At 67.3% G+C, this 23,002-nt stretch carries 20 protein-coding genes; 6 read left to right on the top strand and 14 right to left on the bottom strand.

All coding sequences use genetic code 11. The features are described 5' to 3' along the window. Positions 1–138: 138 nt before the first annotated feature. The 9 genes from FZ983_RS23415 to FZ983_RS23455 form a co-directional block, all read right to left on the bottom strand. Positions 139–855, bottom strand: a complete 717-nt coding sequence (locus tag FZ983_RS23415; protein WP_149225885.1) for an XdhC family protein — start codon at positions 853–855, stop codon at positions 139–141. Beyond that, a complete protein-coding gene (locus FZ983_RS23420; RefSeq protein ID WP_188092469.1) occupies positions 852–1,181 on the bottom strand; it encodes an XdhC family protein in 330 nt (109 codons plus the stop codon). The genes FZ983_RS23415 and FZ983_RS23420 overlap by 4 nt, the downstream gene beginning before the upstream one ends. Next, the gene (locus FZ983_RS23425) at positions 1,178–2,395 is read right to left on the bottom strand and encodes a VWA domain-containing protein (RefSeq protein WP_149225886.1); all 1,218 of its coding nucleotides are present in this window, start codon (positions 2,393–2,395) and stop codon (positions 1,178–1,180) included. The genes FZ983_RS23420 and FZ983_RS23425 overlap by 4 nt, the downstream gene beginning before the upstream one ends. A 7-nt stretch (positions 2,396–2,402) precedes the next feature. Then, a complete protein-coding gene (locus tag FZ983_RS23430) occupies positions 2,403–3,326 on the bottom strand; it encodes a MoxR family ATPase (RefSeq protein ID WP_149225887.1) in 924 nt (307 codons plus the stop codon). A gap of 34 nt (positions 3,327–3,360) precedes the next feature. Continuing rightward, complete coding sequence (locus FZ983_RS23435; RefSeq protein ID WP_149225888.1) at positions 3,361–3,639, bottom strand: DUF2442 domain-containing protein; 279 nt, start codon at positions 3,637–3,639, stop codon at positions 3,361–3,363. Between the two features lie 4 nt (positions 3,640–3,643). Beyond that, the gene (locus FZ983_RS23440) at positions 3,644–3,877 is read right to left on the bottom strand and encodes a DUF4160 domain-containing protein (RefSeq protein WP_247883941.1); all 234 of its coding nucleotides are present in this window, start codon (positions 3,875–3,877) and stop codon (positions 3,644–3,646) included. Between the two features lie 85 nt (positions 3,878–3,962). Continuing rightward, complete coding sequence (locus FZ983_RS23445) at positions 3,963–4,754, bottom strand: xanthine dehydrogenase family protein subunit M (RefSeq protein WP_149225890.1); 792 nt, start codon at positions 4,752–4,754, stop codon at positions 3,963–3,965. 28 nt (positions 4,755–4,782) lie between these two features. After that, complete coding sequence (locus FZ983_RS23450; protein ID WP_149225891.1) at positions 4,783–7,179, bottom strand: xanthine dehydrogenase family protein molybdopterin-binding subunit; 2,397 nt, start codon at positions 7,177–7,179, stop codon at positions 4,783–4,785. 67 nt (positions 7,180–7,246) lie between these two features. Further along, on the bottom strand, positions 7,247–7,747 hold the full coding sequence (locus FZ983_RS23455) for a (2Fe-2S)-binding protein (RefSeq protein ID WP_149225893.1): 501 nt from the start codon (positions 7,745–7,747) through the stop codon (positions 7,247–7,249). Positions 7,748–8,093: 346 nt separating this feature from the next. On the opposite strand from FZ983_RS23455, the gene FZ983_RS23460 reads away from it, so the two are divergent. From FZ983_RS23460 to FZ983_RS23475, 4 genes are all read left to right on the top strand, one after another. Beyond that, entirely contained in the window at positions 8,094–9,068 is a 975-nt protein-coding gene (locus FZ983_RS23460; RefSeq protein WP_211102971.1) for a TAXI family TRAP transporter solute-binding subunit, read from the top strand. A 33-nt stretch (positions 9,069–9,101) separates the two neighbouring features. Beyond that, positions 9,102–11,195 carry a TRAP transporter permease gene (locus tag FZ983_RS23465; protein WP_149225895.1) on the top strand — a complete coding sequence of 698 codons (2,094 nt, stop codon included), beginning with the start codon at positions 9,102–9,104 and terminating at the stop codon, positions 11,193–11,195. Between the two features lies 1 nt (position 11,196). Beyond that, a complete protein-coding gene (locus FZ983_RS23470; RefSeq protein ID WP_149225897.1) occupies positions 11,197–11,574 on the top strand; it encodes a DUF1850 domain-containing protein in 378 nt (125 codons plus the stop codon). A 113-nt stretch (positions 11,575–11,687) separates the two neighbouring features. Continuing rightward, on the top strand, positions 11,688–13,163 hold the full coding sequence (locus FZ983_RS23475) for a sodium:proton antiporter (RefSeq protein WP_149225899.1): 1,476 nt from the start codon (positions 11,688–11,690) through the stop codon (positions 13,161–13,163). A 12-nt stretch (positions 13,164–13,175) separates the two neighbouring features. Here the strand turns inward: FZ983_RS23475 and FZ983_RS23480 are convergent, their stop codons facing one another. From FZ983_RS23480 to FZ983_RS23490, 3 genes are all read right to left on the bottom strand, one after another. Further along, a complete protein-coding gene (locus tag FZ983_RS23480) occupies positions 13,176–15,191 on the bottom strand; it encodes a protein-L-isoaspartate(D-aspartate) O-methyltransferase (RefSeq protein ID WP_149225901.1) in 2,016 nt (671 codons plus the stop codon). A gap of 286 nt (positions 15,192–15,477) precedes the next feature. Further along, entirely contained in the window at positions 15,478–18,600 is a 3,123-nt protein-coding gene (locus FZ983_RS23485; protein ID WP_149225903.1) for an efflux RND transporter permease subunit, read from the bottom strand. Further along, positions 18,597–19,715, bottom strand: a complete 1,119-nt coding sequence (locus FZ983_RS23490) for an efflux RND transporter periplasmic adaptor subunit (RefSeq protein WP_149225905.1) — start codon at positions 19,713–19,715, stop codon at positions 18,597–18,599. The genes FZ983_RS23485 and FZ983_RS23490 overlap by 4 nt, the downstream gene beginning before the upstream one ends. 90 nt (positions 19,716–19,805) lie before the next feature. On the opposite strand from FZ983_RS23490, the gene FZ983_RS23495 reads away from it, so the two are divergent. Next, positions 19,806–20,447, top strand: a complete 642-nt coding sequence (locus FZ983_RS23495; RefSeq protein ID WP_149225906.1) for a TetR/AcrR family transcriptional regulator — start codon at positions 19,806–19,808, stop codon at positions 20,445–20,447. 34 nt (positions 20,448–20,481) lie between these two features. Next, the gene (locus FZ983_RS23500) at positions 20,482–20,955 is read left to right on the top strand and encodes a YchJ family metal-binding protein (RefSeq protein ID WP_149225908.1); all 474 of its coding nucleotides are present in this window, start codon (positions 20,482–20,484) and stop codon (positions 20,953–20,955) included. Between the two features lie 213 nt (positions 20,956–21,168). On the opposite strand, the gene FZ983_RS23505 is transcribed toward FZ983_RS23500, so the two are convergent. Together FZ983_RS23505 and FZ983_RS23510 are read right to left on the bottom strand one after the other, a co-directional pair. Next, positions 21,169–21,798: a YitT family protein gene (locus tag FZ983_RS23505; RefSeq protein WP_149225910.1), complete on the bottom strand. Its 630-nt coding sequence runs from the start codon at positions 21,796–21,798 to the stop codon at positions 21,169–21,171. 17 nt (positions 21,799–21,815) lie between these two features. Continuing rightward, positions 21,816–22,988, bottom strand: a complete 1,173-nt coding sequence (locus FZ983_RS23510) for an amino acid aminotransferase (protein WP_149225912.1) — start codon at positions 22,986–22,988, stop codon at positions 21,816–21,818. Positions 22,989–23,002: the final 14 nt, after the last annotated feature.

The raw sequence follows: 23,002 nt of genomic DNA on the forward strand, positions 1-23,002 counted from the left end.
GGCGGTCCGCCACGAACGCTCCGCACACAGGATCACTGGTGCCTTATCAGAGCAACAGGCGGGGGCAAAGAGCTAATGATGAACGGGCGGAAGCGGTAACACGGGCGGGTCGCCATCGCGCCCGCCCGTGGTCCCCGATCAGCAGGGGTGGTTCTCTCCGCGGCGCACGCAGGTGATCTGTCCCATGGTCGATATGGCGATCTCGGCCGGGGTGACGGCGCCGATGGACAGGCCGACCGGGCCACGGATCCGCTTGACTTCGGCCTCGCTCAGACCCTCGTCGCGCAGGCGGTCCAGACGCAGCGCGTGGGTGCGCTTGCTGCCCAGCGCGCCGACATAGAAGGCGGGGGAGCGCAGGGCGGCGATCAGCGCCGGATCGTCCAGCTTGGGGTCGTGGGTCAGGGTCACGACCGCAGTGCGGACATCGGGCTTCAGCTCCGCCAAGGCCTCGTCCGGCCACAGATGGTTCAGCTTGATGCCGGGGAAGCGCGCCTCGGTCGCGAAGGCTCCACGCGGATCGATCACCGTCACGTCGTAGCCGGTCAGCGCCGCCACCGGGGCCAGCGCCTGGGCGATGTGCACCGCGCCGACGATCAGCAGCCGCATGGCGGGATTGTGGACATGCACGAACAGACGGAAGCCGTCCTCGTCCTGCGGATCGACCAGCAGGCCGGAACGGTCCTGGCGGATGCGCCGCCGCACCTCGTCCAGCAGGTCGGGCTCCAGCCCGAAGCCGCCATGGATGGTATCTTCGAAGACAAGGGTTTGCAGACCGCTGTTGAGGTCGGTCACCAGGGCGGCCGGGATCGCGGCGGCCTTCGCCGCGAGCAGCCGGTCCAGAATTTCGCGTTTCATTCCACGGCCTCGATATAGACCTGTACCTGCCCGCCGCAGGCCAGCCCGACTTCCCAGGCCATTTCGTTGGTGATGCCGAAGGACAGCACGCGCGGTTCGCCGTCCTCCATGGTCTTGGCGGCCTCATGCGCCACGGCGCCTTCGATGCAGCCGCCGGACACGGAACCCGCCATCGACCCGCGGTCGTCGAACGCCATCTGGCTGCCGACCGGCCGCGGCGAGGAGCCCCAGGTCGACACGACGGTCGCCAGGGCCACCCTGCGGCCGGCGGCGCGCCATGCGGCTGCCTGCTCCACGATGTTGTCCGCCATCAGGGTGTCGTTCATCCCGCCGCCTCCTTCAACCAGCGGCGCAAGCCCGGGCTACGTCGCGGACCGTCGGCCGACAGGACACCGGCCAGATCCGCGAGGCTGTTCAGGCTGTGGGCCGCAAGAAAATCGTCCACATGCGGCAGCAGCGCCCGGATGCCCGAGGATTTCGGCGCGAAGCCTTCCCAGCGCAACAAAGGATTCAGCCAGACGAGCCGCCGACAGCTTTTGTGCAACCGTTCGGCCTCTGCCGCAAGCCCTTCCCCTGCATCCCTGTCCAGCCCGTCGGTAATGAGAAGCACCACGGCGCCCTGGCCCAGCACCCGCCGCGCCCAGGTCCGGTTGAAGGCGTGCAGCGCGGTGCCGATGCGCGTGCCGCCCGACCAGTCGGCGACCGCCCCCGACACGGCGTCGAGCGCCACGTCAACGTCCTTGTGCCGCAGATGGCGGGTGATGTTGGTCAGCCGGGTGCCGAAGACGAAGCTGTAGACCCGGTCGCGGTCGTTGGTGACCGCATGCATGAAATGCAGCAGCATGCGCGAATAGCGGGTCATGGAGCCGGAAATGTCGCACAGCACCACCAGCGGCGGCGGCCGCGTGCGGCGGCGCTTGCGGGTCAGGTCGGACAGGTCGCCGCCGGTGCGCAGCATCCGCCGCAGCGTGGCGCGCGGATCGACGCGCGGCCCCATCGGGTCGGGGCGATAGCGGCGGGTGGTGACCTCCGCCAGCGGCAGGGCGAGACGGGTCAGCAGGCGCTTGGCCTGTGCCATCTCCTCTCCCGTCATCTTCTCGAAATCCTTGTCCTGCAGGCGTTCGGCAGCCGATACGGTGAAGGAGGCGTCGATCTCGATCTCCGTCTTCTCCGGCTCCTCCTGCTCGGCGCCGCTGCCGTGCAGGGCCTCGGCAAGGCGCTGGGCCATCTCCGGCTGGTCGGGCGGCGCCTCGGTGCGCACCTTCGGCAGCATCAGCGACATCATCCGCTTCAGGATGTCCGGATTGCGCCAGAAGACGTGGAAGGCTTGGTCGAACAGCTCGCTCTGGTCATGGCGGTTCACGAAGACGGCATGAAGCGCCCAATAGAAATCGGTGCGGTTGGACAGGCCGACCGCCTCCACCGCCTCCACCGCCTGCAGAACCTTTCCCGGCCCGACCGGCAGGCCGGCGGCGCGCAGCGCGCGGGCGAAATGCATCAGGTTGAGGGTGAGGCGGCCGGCCGGCGCGTCGTCCGTCATGGCGGCCTCAGCGCGCGGTGGTGGCGGCCAGCTCGGTCTTGACCTGGGTCAGGATGCGCGCCGCCTCGCTGCCCTGGATGCGGGCGATGTCGTCCTGGTATTTCAGCAGCGTGCCCAGCGTGTCGTTGATGACGGAGGGTTCCAGCTCCAGCTGGTTCAGTTCGACCAGCGCCTGGGCCCAGTCCAGCGTCTCCGCCACGCCCGGCGCCTTGTAGAGGTCCATGCCGCGCAGGGTCTGGACGAAGCCCACCACCTGGGCGGCCAGCCGCGCGTCCGCCTGCGGCGCCTTGACCGCCAGGATCTCCCGTTCCCGCGCGGCCGAAGGATAATCGACCCAATGGTAGAAGCAGCGCCGTTTCAGCGCGTCGTGGATCTCGCGCGTGCGGTTGGAGGTGAGGATGACGATGGGCGGCTCCGGCGCATGGACGGTGCCGAATTCCGGGATCGAGATCTGATAGTCTGACAGGATCTCCAGCAGATAGGCCTCGAAAGGCTCGTCGGTGCGGTCGAGTTCATCGATCAGCAGAACCGGCGGCCCGGCAAGGTCGGGTTCCAGCGCCTGCAGCAGCGGGCGCTTGACCAGGAAGCGTTCGGAGAACAGGTCGGAGGCCAGCGATTCGCGGTCCTGCCCACCCGACGCCTCGGCCAGCCGGATCTCCATCATCTGGCGGGCATAGTTCCACTCATAGACGGCCGACGATGCGTCCAGCCCCTCATAGCATTGCAGCCGCAGCAGCTTGCGGCCGAGCGTCGCCGACAGGACCTTGGCGATCTCGGTCTTGCCGACGCCGGCCTCGCCCTCCAGGAACAGCGGACGCTTCAGCTTCAGCGCCAGGAACAGCGCAGTCGCCAGAGAACGGTCCGCGACGTAGGAGCCGCGGGTGAGAAGCGCCAGAGTGTCGTCGACGGATGCGGGGAGGGGGGTGGTCATGAAGGGCCCTGATGGATTGAATGAATGCAGGGCGTCAGGCGGCTGCTCGCCGCTGGTCCTGCGCCCGTTGCCACAGCCTGTCGGCAGGGTAGTCGATGTCCGGGTCCTCCGTGTCGCCCCAGCCGATGGCCCAACCCCAAGCCACCACCTTCACCTGGGCGAACAGGGTCGGATCGGCAAGCGGGCGCAACATGGTGAAGCGGCGGATCGGATCGGACAGATCGACGACGTCCCGGGTGCCATCGATCCAGGTCACAGCCACCGACAGCGTATTGGAAAGAGCTTCGACGGCGGCGACGCGGGGCTGGTCCATGGAATTACTCCTCGCCATTGATCTCAATCCAGCGCAATGCCAGCAATGGCCGGTTCTCCGACGCCCATTCCAGCACCTTACGCATGGTATCAGGCGGCGCGGTGCCTTTCAGCAGCGCCAAATCATTGATCCGGACCAGTGCATTGAAGTCCGGCCCGACAATGTGGAAGTGCGGTGGATTGTGGTCGTCGGCATAGATGTAAACGCGGGCGTTCCCTATTCGGACGATGATCGGCATGGAGAAAGTCTGACCGTTCTTTTCCCGCAGCGTCAAGCACCCTCGCCACCACACAGACAGTGGTGGCGAGGGCGTGTCGACCGTCTTAACCCGCCGCTTCGACCGCCCGCTTCGCCATCACGGTGACGAGGTGGGCGCGGTAGTCGGCGCTGGCATGGATGTCGGCGTTGAGACCGTCGGCCTCCACCGACAAGCCGTTCAACGCCTCCGCCCGGAAGTCGGCGGCAAGCGCCGTCTCGAACGCTTCAGCGCGAAAGACGGAGCCGGCCGCGCCGGTCACTGCCACCCGAACCTCGGCACCGAACCGGGCGACGAACACGCCGACGATGGCATAGCGGCTGGCCGGGTTGCGGAACTTGGCGTAGGCCGCCTTGTCGGGACGGGAGAAGCGCACCGACTTGACGATCTCGCCCGGCTCCAGCGCGGTTTCGAACATGCCGGTGAAGAAATCGTCGCCGGTAATGGTTCGGCGGTCGGTGGTCACCGTGGCCTTGAGCGCCACCACCGCCGACGGATAGTCGGCGGACGGGTCGGCGTTGGCGATGGAGCCGCCCATCGTGCCCATGTTGCGGACCTGCCGGTCGCCGATGCCCTCCGCGAGGCTCGCCAGCGACGGGATCACCCGCTTGACGAGGTCGGAGTGGGCAACCTCCGCATGGCGGGTGAAGGCGCCGATCTCCAGGCCGCCATCAGCCTCGCGGATGCCTTTCAGCTCGGGAATGGCGCCGAGGTCGATCAGGTCGGTCGGTCGGGCGAAGCGCTGTTTCAGCGTCGGCAGCAGGGTCTGGCCGCCGCCCAGCAGCTTGGCGTCTTCCGCCTGGATGGCGGCCGCCGCGTCGGCGAGCGTTGTCGGCCGTTGGTACGTGAACGCGTACATTCTCTAGCCTCCTTCTTCTTCGGCCGTCTTATTCCGCCGCCATGGCAGGGGCGGGGGCAGCGTCGCGGATCGTCCGCCAGACCTTCTCCGGCGTCGCCGGCATGTCCATGTGGGTGACGCCGTACTCCGACAGCGCGTCCACCACCGCGTTCATCACGGCGGCGGCGGCACCGATGGTCCCGGCCTCGCCGCAGCCCTTCACGCCCAGCGGGTTGTGGGTGCAGGGCTGGTCCTCGTGATAGCGCACGGTGAAGGATGGGACATCGTCGGCCCGCGGCATGCAATAGTCCATGTAGGAGCCGGTGACGAGCTGGCCCGATTCCTCGTCATAGACGCAGTTCTCGTACAGAGCCTGTCCGATGCCCTGGACGAGGCCGCCATGCACCTGCCCCTCGACGATCAGCGGGTTGATGACGTTGCCGAAATCGTCCACCGCGGCGAAGCTGACGATGGTGGTGACGCCGGTGTCGGGGTCGATCTCCACCTCGCAGACATGGCAGCCGTTGGGGTAGGTGAAGTTCTTCGGATCGTAGAAGGCCTGCTCGTCCAGCCCCGGCTCCAACTCGTCGAGCGGGAAGTTGTGCGGGACATAGGCCTGCAGGGCGATGTCGCCGATGCCCAGGCTCTTGTCGGTGCCGGCGACGGTGAAGCGGCCTTCCTTCACCTCAATGTCGGTCTCGGCAGCCTCCAGCATGTGGGCGGCGATCTTCTTCGCCTTGCGCTCCACCTTGTCCATCGCCTTCACCAGGGCCGAACCGCCGACCGCGAGGGACCGCGAACCGTAGGTGCCCATGCCGAAGGGGATCTTGTTGGTGTCGCCGTGGACGATCTCGACATTCTCGATCGGGATGCCGAAGCGGTCAGCCACGATCTGGGCGAAGGTGGTCTCATGGCCCTGGCCGTGGCTGTGAGAGCCGGTGAAGACCGTCACCGAACCCGTTGGATGGAAACGGACTTCTGCGCATTCATAAAGTCCTGCGCGAGCACCGAGCGCACCGGCGACATTGCTTGGCGCGATGCCGCAGGCTTCGATGTATGTCGCGAATCCGATGCCGCGCAGCTTGCCGCGTGCCTTCGATTCGGCGCGGCGCTGCTGGAAGCCGGGGTAGTCGACCAGCGGCAGCGCGATGTCCAGGTTCTTGGCGAAGTCGCCGGTGTCGTACTGCAATGCCACCGGTGTCTGGTAGGGCATCGCCTCCTTCGGCACGAAGTTGCGACGGCGGATCTCGGTCTTGTCCATGCCCATCACGCCGGCGGCGACATCGACCAGCCGTTCGATCAGATAGCAGGCCTCCGGCCGGCCGGCGCCGCGATAGGCGTCGACGGGTGACGTGTTGGTGAAGACCGCCTTCACCTCGGCATAGATCGCCGGGGTCTTGTACTGGCCGGCCAGCAGGGTGGCGTAGAGGTAGGTCGGGATCGACGGCGCGAAGGTCGACAGATAGGCGCCGAGATTGGCCAGCGTCGAGACGCGCAGCGCCAGGAAGTTGCCGTCGGCGTCCATCGCCAGCTCGGCATGGCTGACATGGTCGCGGCCATGGGCGTCGGTCAGGAAGCTTTCGGAGCGGTCGGCGGTCCATTTCACCGGCCGGCCGACCTTGCGTGCCGCCCAGGTGACGACGGCCTCTTCGCCGTAATGGAAGATCTTCGACCCGAAGCCGCCGCCGACGTCCGGCGCCACCACCCGCAGCTTGTGTTCGGGAATGCCCAGCACGAAGGCGCCCATCAGCAGGCGGGTGACGTGCGGGTTCTGGCTGGTGGTGGTCAGCGTGTATTCGCCGGTCGACTGGTCGTATTCGCCCATCGCCGCCCGCGGTTCCATCGCGTTCGGCACCAGACGCTGGTTGACCAGATCGATCTTGGCGACATGGGCGGCATTGGCGAAGGCGGCATCCACCGCCGCCTTGTCGCCCAGATGCCAGTCGTAGCAGACATTGTCCGGCGCATCGTCATGGACCAGCGGCGCGCCGCCCGCGATGGCGCGGGTGGAGGAGCCCACCGCCGGCATCTCCTCGTAATCGACCACCACCATCTCGGCGGCGTCGCGCGCCTGCTCGCGGGTCTCGGCGATCACCACCGCCACCGCGTCGCCGACATAGCGCACGCGGTCGCGCGCCAGCGGATAGTGCGGCGGCTCCTTCATCGGCGAGCCGTCCTTGGAATGGATCTGCCAGCCGCAGGGCAGGCTGCCGACCTTGTCGGCCTCCATATCGGCCCCGGTCAGCACGGCGACCACGCCCGGCATCGCCAGTGCGTCCGTGAAGTCGATGCCCATGATGCGGGCATGGGCGTAGGGGGAGCGCACATGAACCGCATGGGTCATGTTCAGGCGCTTGAAATCGTCGGTGTAGTTACCGCGGCCGGTCAGAAAGCGCTGGTCTTCGCGCCGGCGCACCGAGGCGCCGATGCCATTGGGGTTCGCCATCTCGTGTTTCCTCCCACAGGAACGCGTAAGATGCGGAAATGCCTGCTTCTTGCTGGACTTATCGCCCTTATTCGGCCGCAACCGGCGCCGGTTGCGCGCCCGACATCGCTTCCGCCCCCGCCTTCACCGCCTTGACGATGTTGTGGTAGCCGGTGCAGCGACAGATGTTGCCCTCCAGCCCTTCACGAATCTCGGCCTCGGTCGGGTTCGGGTTGTCGCGGACCAGATCGACGGCGCTCATCACCATGCCCGGCGTGCAAAAGCCGCACTGCAGCCCGTGATGCTCGCGGAAGGCGGCCTGCATCGGGTGCAGCGTGCCGTCGGCCGCCGCCAGCCCCTCGATCGTCGTGACCTCCGTTCCGTTGGCCTGGACGGCCAGCGTGGTGCAGGACTTCACCGACCGTCCGTCCACATGGACGACGCAGGCGCCGCACTGGCTGGTGTCGCAGCCGACATGGGTGCCCGTCAGGCCCAGATGTTCGCGCAGGAAGGCGACGAGCAGGGTACGCTCCTCCACCTCGCGCGAGACCGTCTTGCCATTGACGGTCATCGAAACGGTACAGGACATCGGTTTTCCTCCCGCTGGCTGAAGTCTGGCTTGCAGTCGTTTGGCGTGCAGTTGGGACTTGTTGCTGTCGTGTGACGCGCCTTGAGCCGGAGCCGTGGTGGTGTCCGCTTCGGCCGGCGTCTTCCGCCACAAGGATAGGGGGTGACTGGCCGTCGAGGTCAAGAAGCCTCTGCATTCCTTGGCCGAAAGAATGGTGCGCTGACCGTCACACTATCGGATTGTACGTACTGGCGCGCAATTTTATGACGCGTTACAGTGGGTTGGGGCTGCCCGCACACGCGCGGGCACACGAACAAATCAGCCCGGCACCGATCCGGGCGCAGCAACGATAATGGGGAGAGCCGCTATGAATCGCCCGTCCGTGAAACGTCATGTCCTGGCCCTGTGCACCGCTGCCGGTCTCGGAATCGGCCTCGGTCTCGCCGCCCTGCCGGCCAAGGCGGAGACCTTCATCACCGTGCTGACCGGCGGCACCAGCGGCGTCTATTACCCGCTGGGCGTCGCCCTGTCGAACGTGTACGGCAAGGCGCTGCCGGGGGCCAAGGTGACGGCGCAGGCGACCAAAGCATCCGTCGAGAACCTGAACCTGCTGCAGGCCGGACGCGGTGAGATCGGCTTCACCCTGGGCGATTCGCTGAGCGACGCCTGGAAGGGCAACGAGGAAGTCGGCTTCAAGCAGAAGCTGGAGAAGCTGCGCACCATCGCCGCGATCTATCCCAACTACATCCAGGTGGTCGCTGCCAAGGAGTCCGGCATCAAGACGCTGGCCGACCTGAAGGGCAAGCGCGTGTCGGTCGGCGCACCGAAGTCGGGGACGGAGCTGAATGCGCGCGCCATCTTCGGCGCCGCCGGACTCGCCTATAAGGACTTCGCCAAGACCGAGTATCTGCCCTTCGGCGAATCGGTCGACCTGATCAAGAACCGGCAGCTGGACGCGACGCTGATCTCCGCCGGCCTCGGCGTGGCGGCGATCAAGGACCTGTCGGCTTCGCAGGAGATCACCATCGTCAGCATTCCGGCCGATCTGGTGCAGAAGGTCGGCGACGCCGCCTATATCACCGAGACGATCCCGGCCGGCACCTATCCGGGCCAGACCGAAGCGGTGCCGACCGCCGCGGTCCGCAACCTGCTGGTCAGCCATGCCGGCGTGTCGGACGACGCCGCCTATGCGATGACCAAGACCCTGTTCGAGAATCTCGACGCGCTGGCCGCCGCCCATGTGGCCGCCAAGCAGATCAAGCTCGATAAGACCGCCACCCAGTCGCCGGTGCCGCTGCATCCTGGCGCCATCAAGTACTTCAAGGAAAAGGGGCTGATGTAACGGAGGGGCGAAGGCCGCGGGGAACGCAGACTGATGACTCATGACAACGAGGCGGATGCCCAAACCCGCCAAGCGATAGACCGGGAGAATCCCGCCCATGTCGCCGCCTTCGAGGGCTTCGACGGGCGGGCGGTGTTTGCCATCGCCGTGGCCTTTTCCGTGTTCCAGATCTGGACCGCCGCTTTCAATCCGCTGTCAACCGTGGTGGTGCGGTCGGTCCATGTCGGATTTCTGGTCCTGATGACCTTCACCCTGTTCGGCGCGCGCAGGGTCGGCACGCGCCGGCGGGTGCCCTGGTACGACTGGCTGCTGGGCCTCACCGGGTTCGCCATCGGCCTGTACCATTACGTCTTCGAGGTCGAACTGATCCAGCGGTCCGGCGACCCGAACGCGATCGACATCGCCGTCGGCGCCGTCGCGGTCGCCCTGGTTTTCGAGGCGGCGCGGCGCATCATGGGGCTGGCGCTGCCGATCCTGTGCGGCGTGTTCATCCCCTACGCCCTGTTCGGACGGGAACTGCCCTTCGGGATGGCCCATCGCGGCTACGACTTCGATCAGGTGATCGACACGCTGTTCCTGTCGACGGAGGGCATCTACGGCACGCCGACCTTCGTGTCCGCCACCTACATCTTCCTGTTCATCCTGTTCGGCGCCTTCCTGGAGCGGGCCGGGATGATCAAGCTGTTCAACGATGTCTCACTCGGCCTCGTCGGCCATTCGAAGGGTGGTCCGGCCAAGGTGGCGGTCTTCTCGTCAGGCTTCATGGGGACGATCAACGGGTCGGGCGTCGCCAACGTATTGACCACCGGGCAGTTCACCATCCCACTGATGACCCGCTTCGGCTATCGCCCCGCCTTCGCCGGCGCGGTGGAGGCAACGGCCAGCATGGGCGGCCAGCTGATGCCGCCGGTGATGGGCGCCGCCGCCTTCATCATGGCGGAAACCATCGGCGTGCCGTACAGCGACGTCGCCATCGCCGCCGCCATTCCGGCCATCCTCTATTTCGGCAGCGCCTTCTGGATGGTCCATCTGGAGGCGGGCAAGCGCAATCTGGTCGGTCTGCCGAAGGAGGAGTGCCCCAGCGCGCTGCTCGCCCTGCGGGACGGCTGGTACCTGATCCTGCCGCTGGTTGCCTTGGTCTATCTGCTGTTCTCCGGCTTCACGCCGCTCTTCGCCGGCGTGATCGGCATCGCCGCCACCATTGCCCTGATCCTGGGCATGAGCCTGGTCACCTCCATCGGCCCGACCGTGCTGCGCGCCGGATTCTGGGTGCTGCTGGGTCTGGTCGCCGCCGGTCTGTGGCGGACGGGACTGCGGACGGAACATCTGGCCTTCGCCATGGTCGGCTTGCTGGTCGTCCCCTGCCTGATGCTCAGGGGCGGGCGCGAGACGCTGCGACTGGTGGTGAATGCCACCGCCGACGGTGCGAAGAACGCCATCGGCGTCGGCATTGCCTGTGCGCTGGTCGGGGTTCTGATCGGCATGATGACGTTGACCGGCCTTGCCTCCAGCTTCGCCACCACCATCGTCAACCTGTCGGGCGGCAGCCTGCTGGCGGCGCTGGTGCTGACGATGGTGACCTGCATCGTGCTGGGGACGGGGCTTCCGACCACGGCCAACTACATCATCACCGCATCGATCGCGGCCCCTGCGCTGCTGACCATGGGCGTGCCGCTGATCGTCAGCCACATGTTCGTCTTCTATTTCGGCATCATGGCCGACCTGACCCCGCCGGTCGCGCTGGCGGCGCTCGCCGCCTCCTCGATCGCGCGGGTCGGGCACATGAAGATCGGCTTCATCGCCACGCGCATCGCGATGGCCGGCTATGTCGTTCCCTTCATGGCGGTGTATGATCCGGCGCTGCTCCTGCAGAGCGAGAACTGGATCGCCGTGGCCTACATCGTCTTCAAGGCCTGCGTCGCCATCGCATTGTGGGGAGCCGCCACCATCGGTTTCTTCTGGACCACCCTGCCGATCGCGGCCCGCATCTTTGCCGCGGCAACCGCCTTCCTGTTCGTCGTGGCATTGCCGATCACCGATGAGATCGCCTTTGTGCTGGCCGGTCTGTTCCTGCTGTGGCAGTACCGCCGCCGGCGCAGTGTCCCGGCGGCTGCTCCCGCCTTGTGAGGTGGCCGGTCTCTGCCTGTTCGCCCTCGGCGGCGCGCTCCTCGCGTCGCTGCCGGGGACGGATTTCACCCTGTCCTGGACCCATTCCGTCGAGAAGACCGAATGGCGCGAACGCTGGTCGGTGGACTCCGGCCGCCTGCGCCCGGTGGAGGCCCGCATCCGAGGGACCGGCGCCGGAATGGAACCGGGACCGGACGCTCGGCTGACCGGCGACGGCTGGCTGGCGTGGGTGCCCGGCCTGCCGCCGCAGGAGAGCGTCGCGCTGGCGGCCTCCGGCTTCACCGGCGAGCACCGGCTGTGCGCGGGTGCCGATTGCCGGTCGCTGTCGGGCTGGACCGGGGTTGCGGATCAAGCGGTGGTGATGCGGGCCTGCCGGTGATGCGTTCCTGCGTCAGTCCGCGAAAGTTGGTATGGTAGTGTCCCTTCCGGCTTGGCTTACGTTCCGTCAGTCCTCATACTCCCGGTCCTTTCGTCAGCCTACCGTTCGGACCGATGACCGACTCCTCCCCCTCCCGCCGCCCATCACTTTTTCCAGCCATCTTCGCCGTGGCGCTGGCCGCCGGCGGCCTGTTGCTGGGCACGCATGGTGCCCTGGCGGCGGAGGTTGCCCATGGCGGAGCACCTCATCTGGACGGTCGGATGCTGAGTGCCGTGTGGGTGGTGCCGTTCGCCGGCATCCTGCTGTCGATCGCGCTGTTTCCGCTGCTGGCGCCGGTGATGTGGCACCATCATTTCGGCAAGATTTCGGCCATATGGGCTCTCGCCTTCCTGCTGCCCTTCGCCGCGACCTTTGGGCCGGAACTGGCGACCTACGAACTGCTGCATACGGTCCTGCTCGAATATATCCCGTTCATCGTTCTCCTGACCGCGCTGTTCACGGTGGCGGGCGGCGTGCGGGTGACCGGATCGCTGGTCGGGACACCGCTGGCCAACACGGTCGGGCTGGCGCTCGGCACCGTTCTGGCGAGCCTGATGGGTACGACCGGCGCCTCGATGCTGCTGATCCGCCCGATGCTGCGTGCGAACGAACACCGGCGCGATAAGGTTCACACGATGGTGTTCTTCATCTTCCTGGTGTCGAATGTCGGTGGATCGCTGACCCCGCTGGGCGACCCGCCGCTGTTCCTGAGCTTCCTGAAGGGCGTCGATTTCTTCTGGCCGACGGTGCACCTGTTTGCGCCGATGGCCTTCCTGTCGGTCCTGCTGCTGCTGATCTATTTCGTTCTCGACGTCTTTCTGCACACCCGCGATCCCGGCAAGCACCCGCTGATCGAAGGCGTGCACGAGCGGGAACCTATCCGCATCGAAGGATCGGTCAACCTGCTGCTGCTGGTGGCGATCGTCGGCGCGGTGCTGCTCAGCGGCGTCTGGCATCCGGGGACCGGCGTCACGCTGTACCATGTGACGGTGCCGCTGGAGAGCATCGTGTCGAATCTGCTGCTGCTGGGCATCACCGGCCTGTCGCTGGCCCTGACCAGTAAGCAGAGCCGCCGCATGAACGGCTTCACCTGGGGACCGATCCTGGAGGTGGCGAAGCTGTTCGCCGCGATCTTCCTCACCATCATCCCGGCCATCGCCATCCTGAAGGCCGGTACCGACGGCGCGCTGGGCGCCATCATCTCCGCGGTGAACGAGGGTGGGAAGCCGAACCCGGCCGCCTATTTCTGGGCCACCGGCATTCTGTCCAGCTTCCTCGACAACGCGCCGACCTACCTGATTTTCTTCAACACGGCCGGGGGCGATGCGAAGGTTCTGATGACGGACCTTTCGTTGACGCTGACAGCGATTTCCGCCGGCGCGGTGTTCATGGGCGCCAACAGCTACATCGGCAACGCCCCCAACTTCATGGTCAAGGCCATCGCGGAGGAGCGCGGCGTCGCCATGCCCAGCTTCTTCGGCTATATGGCCTGGTCCTTCGGCATCCTGGTGCCGCTGCTGGGCCTGACCACGCTGGTGTTCTTCGTCTGACGCCGGTGTCTTTCACAAGCCGAAAGGATAGGTGTCGGGCACGTCCGGACGGGCGTGCTCCGGCCCCAGCGGGGTGACGGCGCTCGTCTCATCGAACCAGACCCAGGCGTCGAACTGGCCGGGCAGGGTGGCTTCCGAATAGTGGCTCCACAGTTCCGTCTCGGGCCGGTAGATGACGCCGATGAAGCGTTCCAGCCGTGGTGTCAGCAGGGCACGCCGCACCGCACCATTCCGTTCCGCCTGAAGGTCGAGCAGGAATCGCGGCACTCCCGCGTCGTGGCAAAGCCGTTCATAGCTGTCGCTGCGCGACGGACGCACCCGCTTCACCTCCATGGCGCCGTTCCAGTCGGTGGCCGCGGCCACAGTTCCGCTATGGGTGCCGAAGCCGATCAGCGCAGCCTCCGCGCCAAAGCGTTCGCGGCAAAGCTGGCCGATGTTCAGTTCGTCGCGGGTGATGCCCATGTCGGTCTGGCGGGCATCGCCGATGTGGGAATTGTGGGCCCAGACCACCGCCTTCGCGTCCGGCCCCTTGGCCTCCAGCAGGTTGGCGAGCGTTTCGAACATATGGGTGTCGCGCAGGTTCCAGCTGTCCGCCCCGCCGTAATACATGATGCGGTAATAGCGCTCGGCCGAAGCGATCAGGCGGGCGTTCTGGGCGGCGTCGAGGAAGCGGTCGCCGTCCTCCCCCGCATACTCCAGCCGCTTTTCCAGCAAGGCTCGGCACTGCTCGATCACCGCCGCCTCGCATTTGCGGAAGCCGCCGGAGAGCGCCGCGCGGCCATAGGTGGCGGGATCGCGCTGCCAGGGCGTCAGGCAGCCGTAGCGCTCGCGCGCCGCCGACGCCGCCTCCGGATCGACGCGGTCGAGATAGTCCAGCACCGCGGCGATCGAACCGCCCATGTTGTACATGTCCAGCCCATAGAATCCGGTGCGATGCTCCGGCGGCTGGCTTCGGTTGTGGTCGTGCAGCCAATCGAGGAAGGCGGCAACATCGGTGTTCCGCCACATCCAACTGGGAAAGCGCTGGAAGGGCGCCTCCTCCGCCCGGCCGCCGGGGCGGTGGCGGACATAGCGGTCGATCACGGCGGCGTCCGGCCAGTCGGCCTCCACCGCGACGATGGTGAAGCCGTGTCGCTCGATCAGTCTCTTCGTGATGGCGGCGCGGGCGCGGTAGAACTCCGAGGTTCCGTGGCTCGCCTCGCCTAACAGCACGACGCGGCGGTCGCCCCAACGGTCGAACAACCGGCCGAAATCGAGGCTGTCGAGATCCGGCAGGGGTTCGGCGGCATCGGCAATCATCTCCGGCAGGGTGGCGGGCGGCTCTCCCGGCTGTCGTCCCGGACTATGGTTGCTGGCCGACCGCGTGCCGTCCTCCGCCCAGCCCTGGGCGCCGATCAGCGGAACGAAGGACACGCGGTCCCGCTCCTCCCGCTCGAACTCGGTCTCACCGTGGCGGACGACCTTCACCAACGTCTGGTCACGGCGGGCGCCGACCGGGATCACCATCCGCCCGCCGATGGCGAGCTGGTCCATCAGCGCCTTCGGCACCTCCGGCCCGCCGGCCGACACCAGGATGACGTCGAAGGGCGCTTCCTCCGGCCAGCCTTCCGTCCCGTCGCCGGTGCGCACCGTCACGTCGCCGAACCCCAGATCCTGCAGCCGGCGCCGTGCCGACTGGGCCAGGCTGGGATGCCGTTCCACCGCGAAGACGCGGCCCCGGCCCTGGCGGGCGATGTGGCCCAGCAGCGCCGCGACATAGCCGGAGCCGGCCCCGACCTCCAGCACCCTGTCGTCTGCGCCGACCTCCGCCGCCTCGATCATCGCGGCGACGACGCTGGGCTGCGAGATCGTCTGCTCCTCCCCGATGGGCAGGGGCGAATCCTCATAGGCGAACTCGACCATCTCGGGCGCGACGAAATGCTCACGCGGGACGGCGCGCATGGCGTTGAGGACGGGTTCGGCGCGGATGCCGCGGCGGGCGATCTGGGTGTCGACCATCCGCTGGCGCTGGCGATTGACATTGGCCACGGTCTTCTCCCCGGGGCAGGAATAAGGCGATCAGTTGTCGGCGATCGGCTGCTTGATGGCCCAACAGGTTGCGGGCGGCGGCGTTCCATCTCCGCACCGGCCCGAACCGGAGAAGGTGCAACAAAAAATGCACCCGGTGGCCGATGCCGCCGGGCGCGAAGTCACAGTACGAAAGAGGATCATCAGCAGTGATGATGCAATCGGGAGATCGATTGTGCCGGCACCCTCGCATGGGATACGGGGGTGTCCCTTGACCACGGTCAAGCTTGAGCGAGAGAGTTGGTTATCAATCCCCCAGCGCCGGATTCGGCAGCGCGCCGTTCACCCCGTTGTCCTCCACCTCTTCCACCTCCGGCCGAGGCACGCGGAACCAGGCGGCGTAGAGCGCCGGCAGGAAGAAGATCGTCAGCACGGTGGCGCCCGCCAGACCACCCATGATGGCGACCGCCATCGGACCCCAGAAGACGCTGTGCGTCAGCGGGATCATGGCGAGGATCGCGGCGGCGGCGGTGAGCGCAATGGGGCGGGCGCGGCGCACCGTCGCCTCCACGATGCTGTCCCAGCGCGACCGGCCGCCGCGGATGTCCTGCTCGATCTGGTCGACCAGGATGACCGAGTTGCGCATGATGATCCCGGCCAGCGCGATGACGCCCAGCATGGCGACGAAGCCGAAGGGCAGGTTGAACAGCAGAAGCGAGGCGGTGACGCCGATCAGCCCCAGCGGTGCCGTCAGCAGGACCATGAACACGCGCGAGAAGCTCTGCAGCTGCAGCATCAGCGTGGTCACCATGATCAGCAGCATCAGCGGCATCATGGCGTTGATCGAGTCCTGGCCCTTGGCGCTTTCCTCGATGGCGCCGCCCATGGTGATGGCGTAGCCGTCGGGCAGGGTGGCGCGGAGCGCGTTCAGCTGACCGTTCAACTGGGTGCTGACCACCGGGGCCTGCAGGCCGCCGGTCACGTCGCCCTTGATCGTCATCGTCGTCTCGCGGCCCCGGCGCCACAGGACCGGTTCCTCCAGTTCGTAGCGGACGGCGGCGACTTGGCTCAAGGGCACGGTGGTGCCGCGGCTGGTGCGGATGTTCAACTCGCCAAGGCGCGACAGATCCGCCCGTTCCTCCGGCGTGGTGCGCAGCAGGACGCCGATCAGCTCCGTCCCCTCGCGGTACTGCGTGACCGACATGCCGTTCAGCAGCAGTTGCAGGGCATTGGACAGGTCCTGCTTCGACACGCCCAGCGCGCGGGCCTTGGCGGTGTCCACCTCCAGCCGGACGCGCTTGGACAGCTCGTCCCAGTCCAGATGGACGTTCGCGGTGTTGGGGTGGGCGCGCATGGTGTCGCGCACCTGATAGGCGATCTTGCGGATGGTTGCCGGGTCGTCGCCGGTGACGCGGAACTGCACCGGATAGCCGACCGGCGGGCCGTTCTCCAGCCGGCTGATGCGGACGCGGGCGGCGGGAAAGTCGGATTCCAGCGTCGGCTCCAGCCGCTGCATGAAATGCTCGCGCTCCTCCAGCCCCTTGGTCATGACCATGAATTGGGCGAAGTTGGCGGTCTCCAGCTGCTGGTCGAGCGGCAGGTAGAAGCGCGGGGAGCCGCCGCCGGTGTAGGCGACCCAGTAATCGACGTCCGGATCCTTGGCCAGCACCGCTTCCATCCGCTTCACCTCGGCGGCGGTCGCCTCGAACGACGAGCCTTCGGCAAGGCGGATGTCGATCAGCAGTTCCGGCCGGCTGGCGGACGGGAAGAACTGCTGCTGCACATGGCCGAAGCCGACCAGCGCGGTGACGAAGGCCGCCACCGTCACGCCGATGGTGAGCCAGCGCGCGCGGACGCAGGCCTCGATCATCCGGCGCAGGATGCGGTAGGTCCGCGTGTCGTAGATGTCCAGCTCGTGCCCGTCCGGCACCACATGCTTGGGCTTGGGCAGCAGGAGCCAGCCGAGATAGGGGGTGAAGATCACCGCCACCACCCAGGACAGCATCAGCGACAGCGCCACCACCCAGAAGATGGAGTTGGTGTATTCGCCGGCCGCCGACGCCGCGAATCCGACCGGGACGAAGCCCGCCGCCGTGACGACGGTGCCGCTCAGCATCGGGAAGGCGGTTGAGGTGTAGGCGAAGGCCCCGGCCTTCAGCCGGTCCCATCCCTGTTCCATCTTCACCACCATCATCTCAACCGCGATGATGGCGTCGTCCACCAGCAGGCCGAGCGCGATGATGAGGGCGCCCAGCGAGATCCGCTGCAAATCGATGTGCAGGATCTGCATCGCCACCAGCGTCATCGCCAGCACCAGCGGCACGGCCAGCGCCACGACGATGCCGGTGCGCCAGCCCAGGCTGACGAGGCTGACCAGGATGACGATGCCCAGCGCCTCCGCCAGCGACTTCATGAACTCGCCGACCGAGTTTTCGACCACCGTCGGCTGGTCGGCGATCTGCGCCACCTCCAGCCCGACCGGAAGCTCCGCCTTGATCTTCTCCATCGCGGCGTCGAGCTTCTCGCCCAGCTTCAGCACGTTGCCGCCCTTCGCCATGACGACGCCGAGCCCGATGGCGTCGCGCCCTTTGTAGCGCAGGGTGTAGCGCCGCGGCTCGACATAGCCGCGCTTGACCTCCGCCACGTCGCCGATGGTCAGCAGCCGGCCGCCGCTCTCCACCGGGATCGCGCGCACCGCAGCGGCGGTGTCGAGCCCGAGATCGAGGCGGACATAGACCCGCTGCGATCCGGTATCGACATCCCCCGAGGCCACGATGGCGTTCTCGCGCTGGAGCGCCTGGATCACCGATTCCACCGGCAGGCCGAAGCTGGCGAGCCGCTGGCTGGAGATCTCGACATAGACGCGCTCCTCCTGCGGGGCGATCAGATCGATCTTCTCGACGCCCGGCAGCTTCAGCAGGCGGGCACGCGCCTGCTCCGCCACCTTCTTCAGCTGGGCCGGCGTGAAATCCTCGCCCATGAAGCCATAGATGGCGGAATAGACGTCGCCGAACTCGTCGTTGAAGAAGGGACCGACCACGCCGTCGGGCAGCGTATAGGTGATGTCACCGATCTTCTTGCGGACCTGATACCACAGGTCGGACACCATCTTCGGCGGGGTGTAGTCCTTCAGCTGGACGAAGACCACCGATTCGCCGGGCTTGGAGTAGCTGCGGGAGACGTCGTAATAAGGCACCTCCTCCAGCTTCTTCTCGATGCGGTCGGTGACGAACTGCTCCACCTCGCGCGCGGTGGCGCCGGGCCATTGGGTGCGGACCACCATCACCTTGAAGGTGAAGGACGGATCCTCCGCCCGGCCCAAATTCATGTAGGCGAGCGCGCCGGCCAGCACGCTGGCGAGCATCATGAACAGCACGAGCGTGCGGTGCGCCAGCGCCCAGGCCGACAGGTTCATGCGGGAGTGATTCATCGTGCCGGCTCCGTCCAGACGCGGACCTTCTGCCCGGAATCGAGCTTGTGCACGCCGGCGGTGACGACGCGCTCGCCGTCTTTCAGCCCGCCGCCGATCAGCGCGAGGTCGCCGGCATAGGCGGCGATGGTGACCGGGCGCAGTTCCAGCCGGTCGTCGGGGGCGGCCAGCACCCAGACCGCCGGCTTCTGCTCGCGCTGGGTCAGCGCGCTGAGCGGCAGGCGGGCGACGGGCGCCCCGTGATCGGCGGCGGCGGTGACGGTCGCGGTCATGCCGAGCTGGACCGTCGGCGGCGGATCGGCCAGCGCGATCTTCGCCTGGAAGGTGCGGGTGCTGGCGTCGGCGCTGGGCGAGACTTCGCGCAAGCTGCCGGCAATGCTCTGGCCGGGGTGGGACCACAGTTCCACCGACAGCTTCTGGCGGGGCAGGGCGCCCACCTGCTGTTCGGGGATGTTGGCGACGGCCTCCAGAGCCCCCAACCGTGCGACGCGCAGGGCGGTCTGGCCGGATGCCACCACCTGTCCCGGCTCGATCAGCGTCGCGGTGACGATGCCGGCCTCGTCCGCCAGCAGGGTCGCATATTGGGCGGAGTTGCTCAGGACGCGCAGCTGCGCCTCCACCTCCCGCACCTTGGACTCGGCCTTGTCGAGGGTCGCTTTGCGGCGGTCGTATTCCTGCCGCGTCGTCCATTCGCCGTTGCGCAGGCTGGCATAGCGCTGGAAGTCGCTGCGCGCGTTGGCCGCGTCGGCCTCAGCCGAGGCGAGCTGCGCCTGCGAGGCGCGGATCTGCAACTGAAGGTCGGTGGGGTCGAGGCGGGCGAGCGGCATGCCGGGTTCGACGCGGGTGCCGACCTCCACCAGCCGGGCGGTGACCTTGCCGCCAACGCGGAAGCCGACATCGGCCTCCACCCGCGGACGGATCACCGCCGGATAACGAACGCTGTCGACCAGCGGTTCCAGGGCGACCGTGGCGACTCGCACCGGCCTGACTTCCGCCTCCGCAGGGGTGGAGGCGGAATGCGTTTCGTTGCAGCCGGTCAGCAGCCCCGCCACCGTCAACATGGCGGCGGTCGCCATGAAGGCGGACGCAAACCGTGTTTCGCGGAATCGCGCCATACCACGTCTCCCCACTGGACTGGACTGTATCGTACTGCTACCGTCCTACTCCGGCATCCGAGCAACGTCAAGAGTGAACGGTACAGTTCAGTGCAGTCATTGGAGCAAAAAGCGTCTCAGCCGTCCGCCTCCCATGATGCGAAGGCGGAACAGATCCTTGCCGCCGCGCGGGAGGTGTTTCTGGAGCTTGGCTACGCCGCGACCTCGATGGATCAGGTGGCCCAGCAGGCGCGCGTATCGAAGACCACCCTCTACACCCGCTTCCCATCCAAGGAAGAGCTGTACACGGCGGTGATCTCCGCCGAGTGCGAACGGCGTGGTCTGCGCTTCGCACCGGAGATGTTCGACGGCCTACCGCTGCGCGAAATCCTGGTCCAGGTCGGCCGGCGCTTCGTCGATCTGATCTGGTCGGAAGCGGCGATCCGCGTCCACCAGTCGGTGGCGGGGGAGGCGACACGGATGCCGCTGGCGGCACAGCTTTATTTCCGGGCGGGACCGGAGCAGGGCATCGCCAATTTCGTCGCACTGTTCACCCGGCTGGCCGAACGCGGTGTGATCGCGACCGACGATCCGGAGTTCGTGGCCCGGCAGTTCCTGACCGCATTGCAGGGAGGCTCATACTGCCAGCTGGTGCTGGGCCTCTGCCCGCAGCCGACGGAGGAGGAGCGCCACGCCTTCGTCGACAAGGCGACCGACCTGTTCCTGCACGGCGTGGCACCTGCTACACGATAGCCGGTTCCGATTTCTCGCAATGGAATGCCTGTCCATGTCCGCCTGCCCCTGCGGTTCCGGCCGCGACTTCGACCTTTGCTGCGGCCCGATCCTGGCGGGGGAGCCCGCCCCCAGTGCCGAGGCACTGATGCGGTCGCGCTACACCGCTTTTGTCCGCCACGACATCGACCATATCGAGCGCAGCTGCGCCCCGGAAATCCGCGCCGCCTTCAGCCGTGACGATGCCGTCCGCGTGGCAGAGGAGTGCGAGTGGGGACCGCTGACGGTGATGAAGTCGGAGGAGAACGGCGACGACGGCATGGTCGAGTTCTTCCTGACCTTCCGCCGCGACGGCGAGGAATGGCCGGTGCATGAACGGTCGCGCTTCCGCCGGGTCGATGGGCGCTGGCTCTATGTCGACAGCGTGCTGAACCCCAAGGATCCGCCGCGCCGGGTGGTGAAGGTCGGCCGCAACGATCCGTGCCCCTGCGGTTCGGGGCGCAAGCACAAGGCCTGCTGCGGGCGGTGAGAGATGTGACGCAGGAGAGAATCCCCTCTCCCCCCCGGGGAGAGGGTTAGGGTGAGGGGGAAGCGCGGCGAGGATTCTCGGGAAGGCACGCGGTGCATCTCCCTCACCCCGACCCTCTCCCCGCTTTCAGCGGACCTGTGGTCCGCCTGCCGCGTCAGCGCAAACTTCGTTTGCGCGAGAGCGGGGGAGAGGGAGATCTTTGCAGCCGACGCCTCAGCTCATCCCCAGATAGCGCCCCGGCTTGTGGTTGATCGCCAGTGTCAGGTTGACGATGGCCGCCCCCACCACCGACAGCAGCAGCCGGTCCGGCGCCAGCACGAAGAAGGCGCCGGCCAGGATCGCCAGATCGACGCCCAGCTGGAAATAGCCGGCACGGATGCCGTGCTTCTCCTGCAGGTAGATCGCCAGGATGTTGACGCCGCCCAGCCCAGTGCGGTGGCGGAACAGCATCAGCAGGCCGGTGCCGCACAGGCCGCTGCCGACCACCGTCGCATAGACCGGATCGAGATGGGCGAACCCCACCCACTGCTCGGTTAGGCGCGAGAAGATCGTGACCAGCCCCACCGCGATGAAGGTGCGCGCGGTGAATTTCCAGCCCAGCCGCTTCCACGCCAGCCAGTAGAAGGGCAGGTTGATGACGAAGAAGATGATGCCGAACTGAACCTTGGTGATGTAGCTCAGCAGCAGGGACAGTCCGGCGGTGCTGCCGGTCAGCAGCATCGTCTTGGAATAGATCAGCATGCCCAGCGCGATGAACAGCGTGCCCATCAGCATGGCGAGCGCGTCTTCATACAGCTGGTGGCGCTCCACCGACGCGGGCGGGGCCTGAAGGGTCGCGGCCATCCTCGTCGTCTCCCGGCTCAGCGAAGGGCGGCGAACTTCGCGACCACATCGTCCACCTCGGCCGTCTTCAGGCCGGCGATGTTGATGCGGCCGGAGGTCGGCATGTAGATGGCATGGTCGGCGCGCAGGCGCAGCACCTCCGCCTCTGTCAGAGGCAGAAGGGAGAACATGCCCTCCTGCTCCGCCACCGCGGTCAGGGCGGGGAAGGCGTTGGCTAGCCCGGCCGCCAGCTTGCGGCGGATGCCGGTGATGCGGGCGCGCATGCCGTCCAGTTCGGCCGTCCAGTCGGCGGTGAGCGCGGCGTCGCTCAGGATGGTGCGGACCACCGCGGCGCCATGGTCGGGCGGCATGGAATAGCTGGTGCGGGCCAGCGCCATCAGGTTCGACTTGGCGAGATCGGCCGGCGCCTGGGTCGCCGACACGGCGAAGATGGCGCCGGTGCGCTCGCGGTAGAGGCCGAAGGACTTGGAGGACGACACGGCGACCAGCGCCTCCGGAACCGCGCCGATCAGGTGGCGCAGCCCCTCGGCATCCTCGTCCAGCCCGCGGCCGAAGCCCTGGTAGGCAAGGTCGACCAGCGGCAGCACGCCGCGCTTCTCCAGCACCGCCGCCAGGGTCTTCCACTGGTCGAGCGACAGTGGCGCGCCGGTCGGGTTGTGGCAGCTGCCGTGCAGCAGGGCGACGTCGCCGGGCTGCGCCGCCTCGAACGCCGCGACCATGCGGTCGAACAGAACGGTCTGGCTGGCGGTATCGAAGAAGGGATGGCTGACCACCTCCAGCCCGGCGGCGGCGAAGATGCCGACATGGTTCGGCCAGGTCGGCTGGCCGACCAGCACGCGCTTCGATCCGCCGCGCAGGACGAGGTCGGCGGCCAGACGCAGCGCGCCCGACCCGCCGGGAGTCTGCACGCCGGCGGCCACAACCTTGGTGCCGGCATCGCCGCCCACCAGCGACCACAGACGCTCCAGATACAGCGCGTCGCCTTCCAGCCCCAGATAGGACTTGCTGTCCTGCCCGTCGAGCAGCAGGCGCTCGGCCGCCTTGACCGCGCGGAAGACCGGGGTGCGCCCCTCCTCGTCACGGTAGACCCCGACGCCGAGATCGACCTTGCCCGGCCGCGGATCCTGCTTGTACAGGCCAATCAAGGCGAGCAGGGCGTCGTCGGGCTGGCGGGAAAGCGCGTTGAACATGGCGGTTCGTCCGG

The organism is Azospirillum sp. B21, from assembly GCF_008364825.1.
In the GTDB taxonomy this organism is placed as follows: domain Bacteria; phylum Pseudomonadota; class Alphaproteobacteria; order Azospirillales; family Azospirillaceae; genus Azospirillum.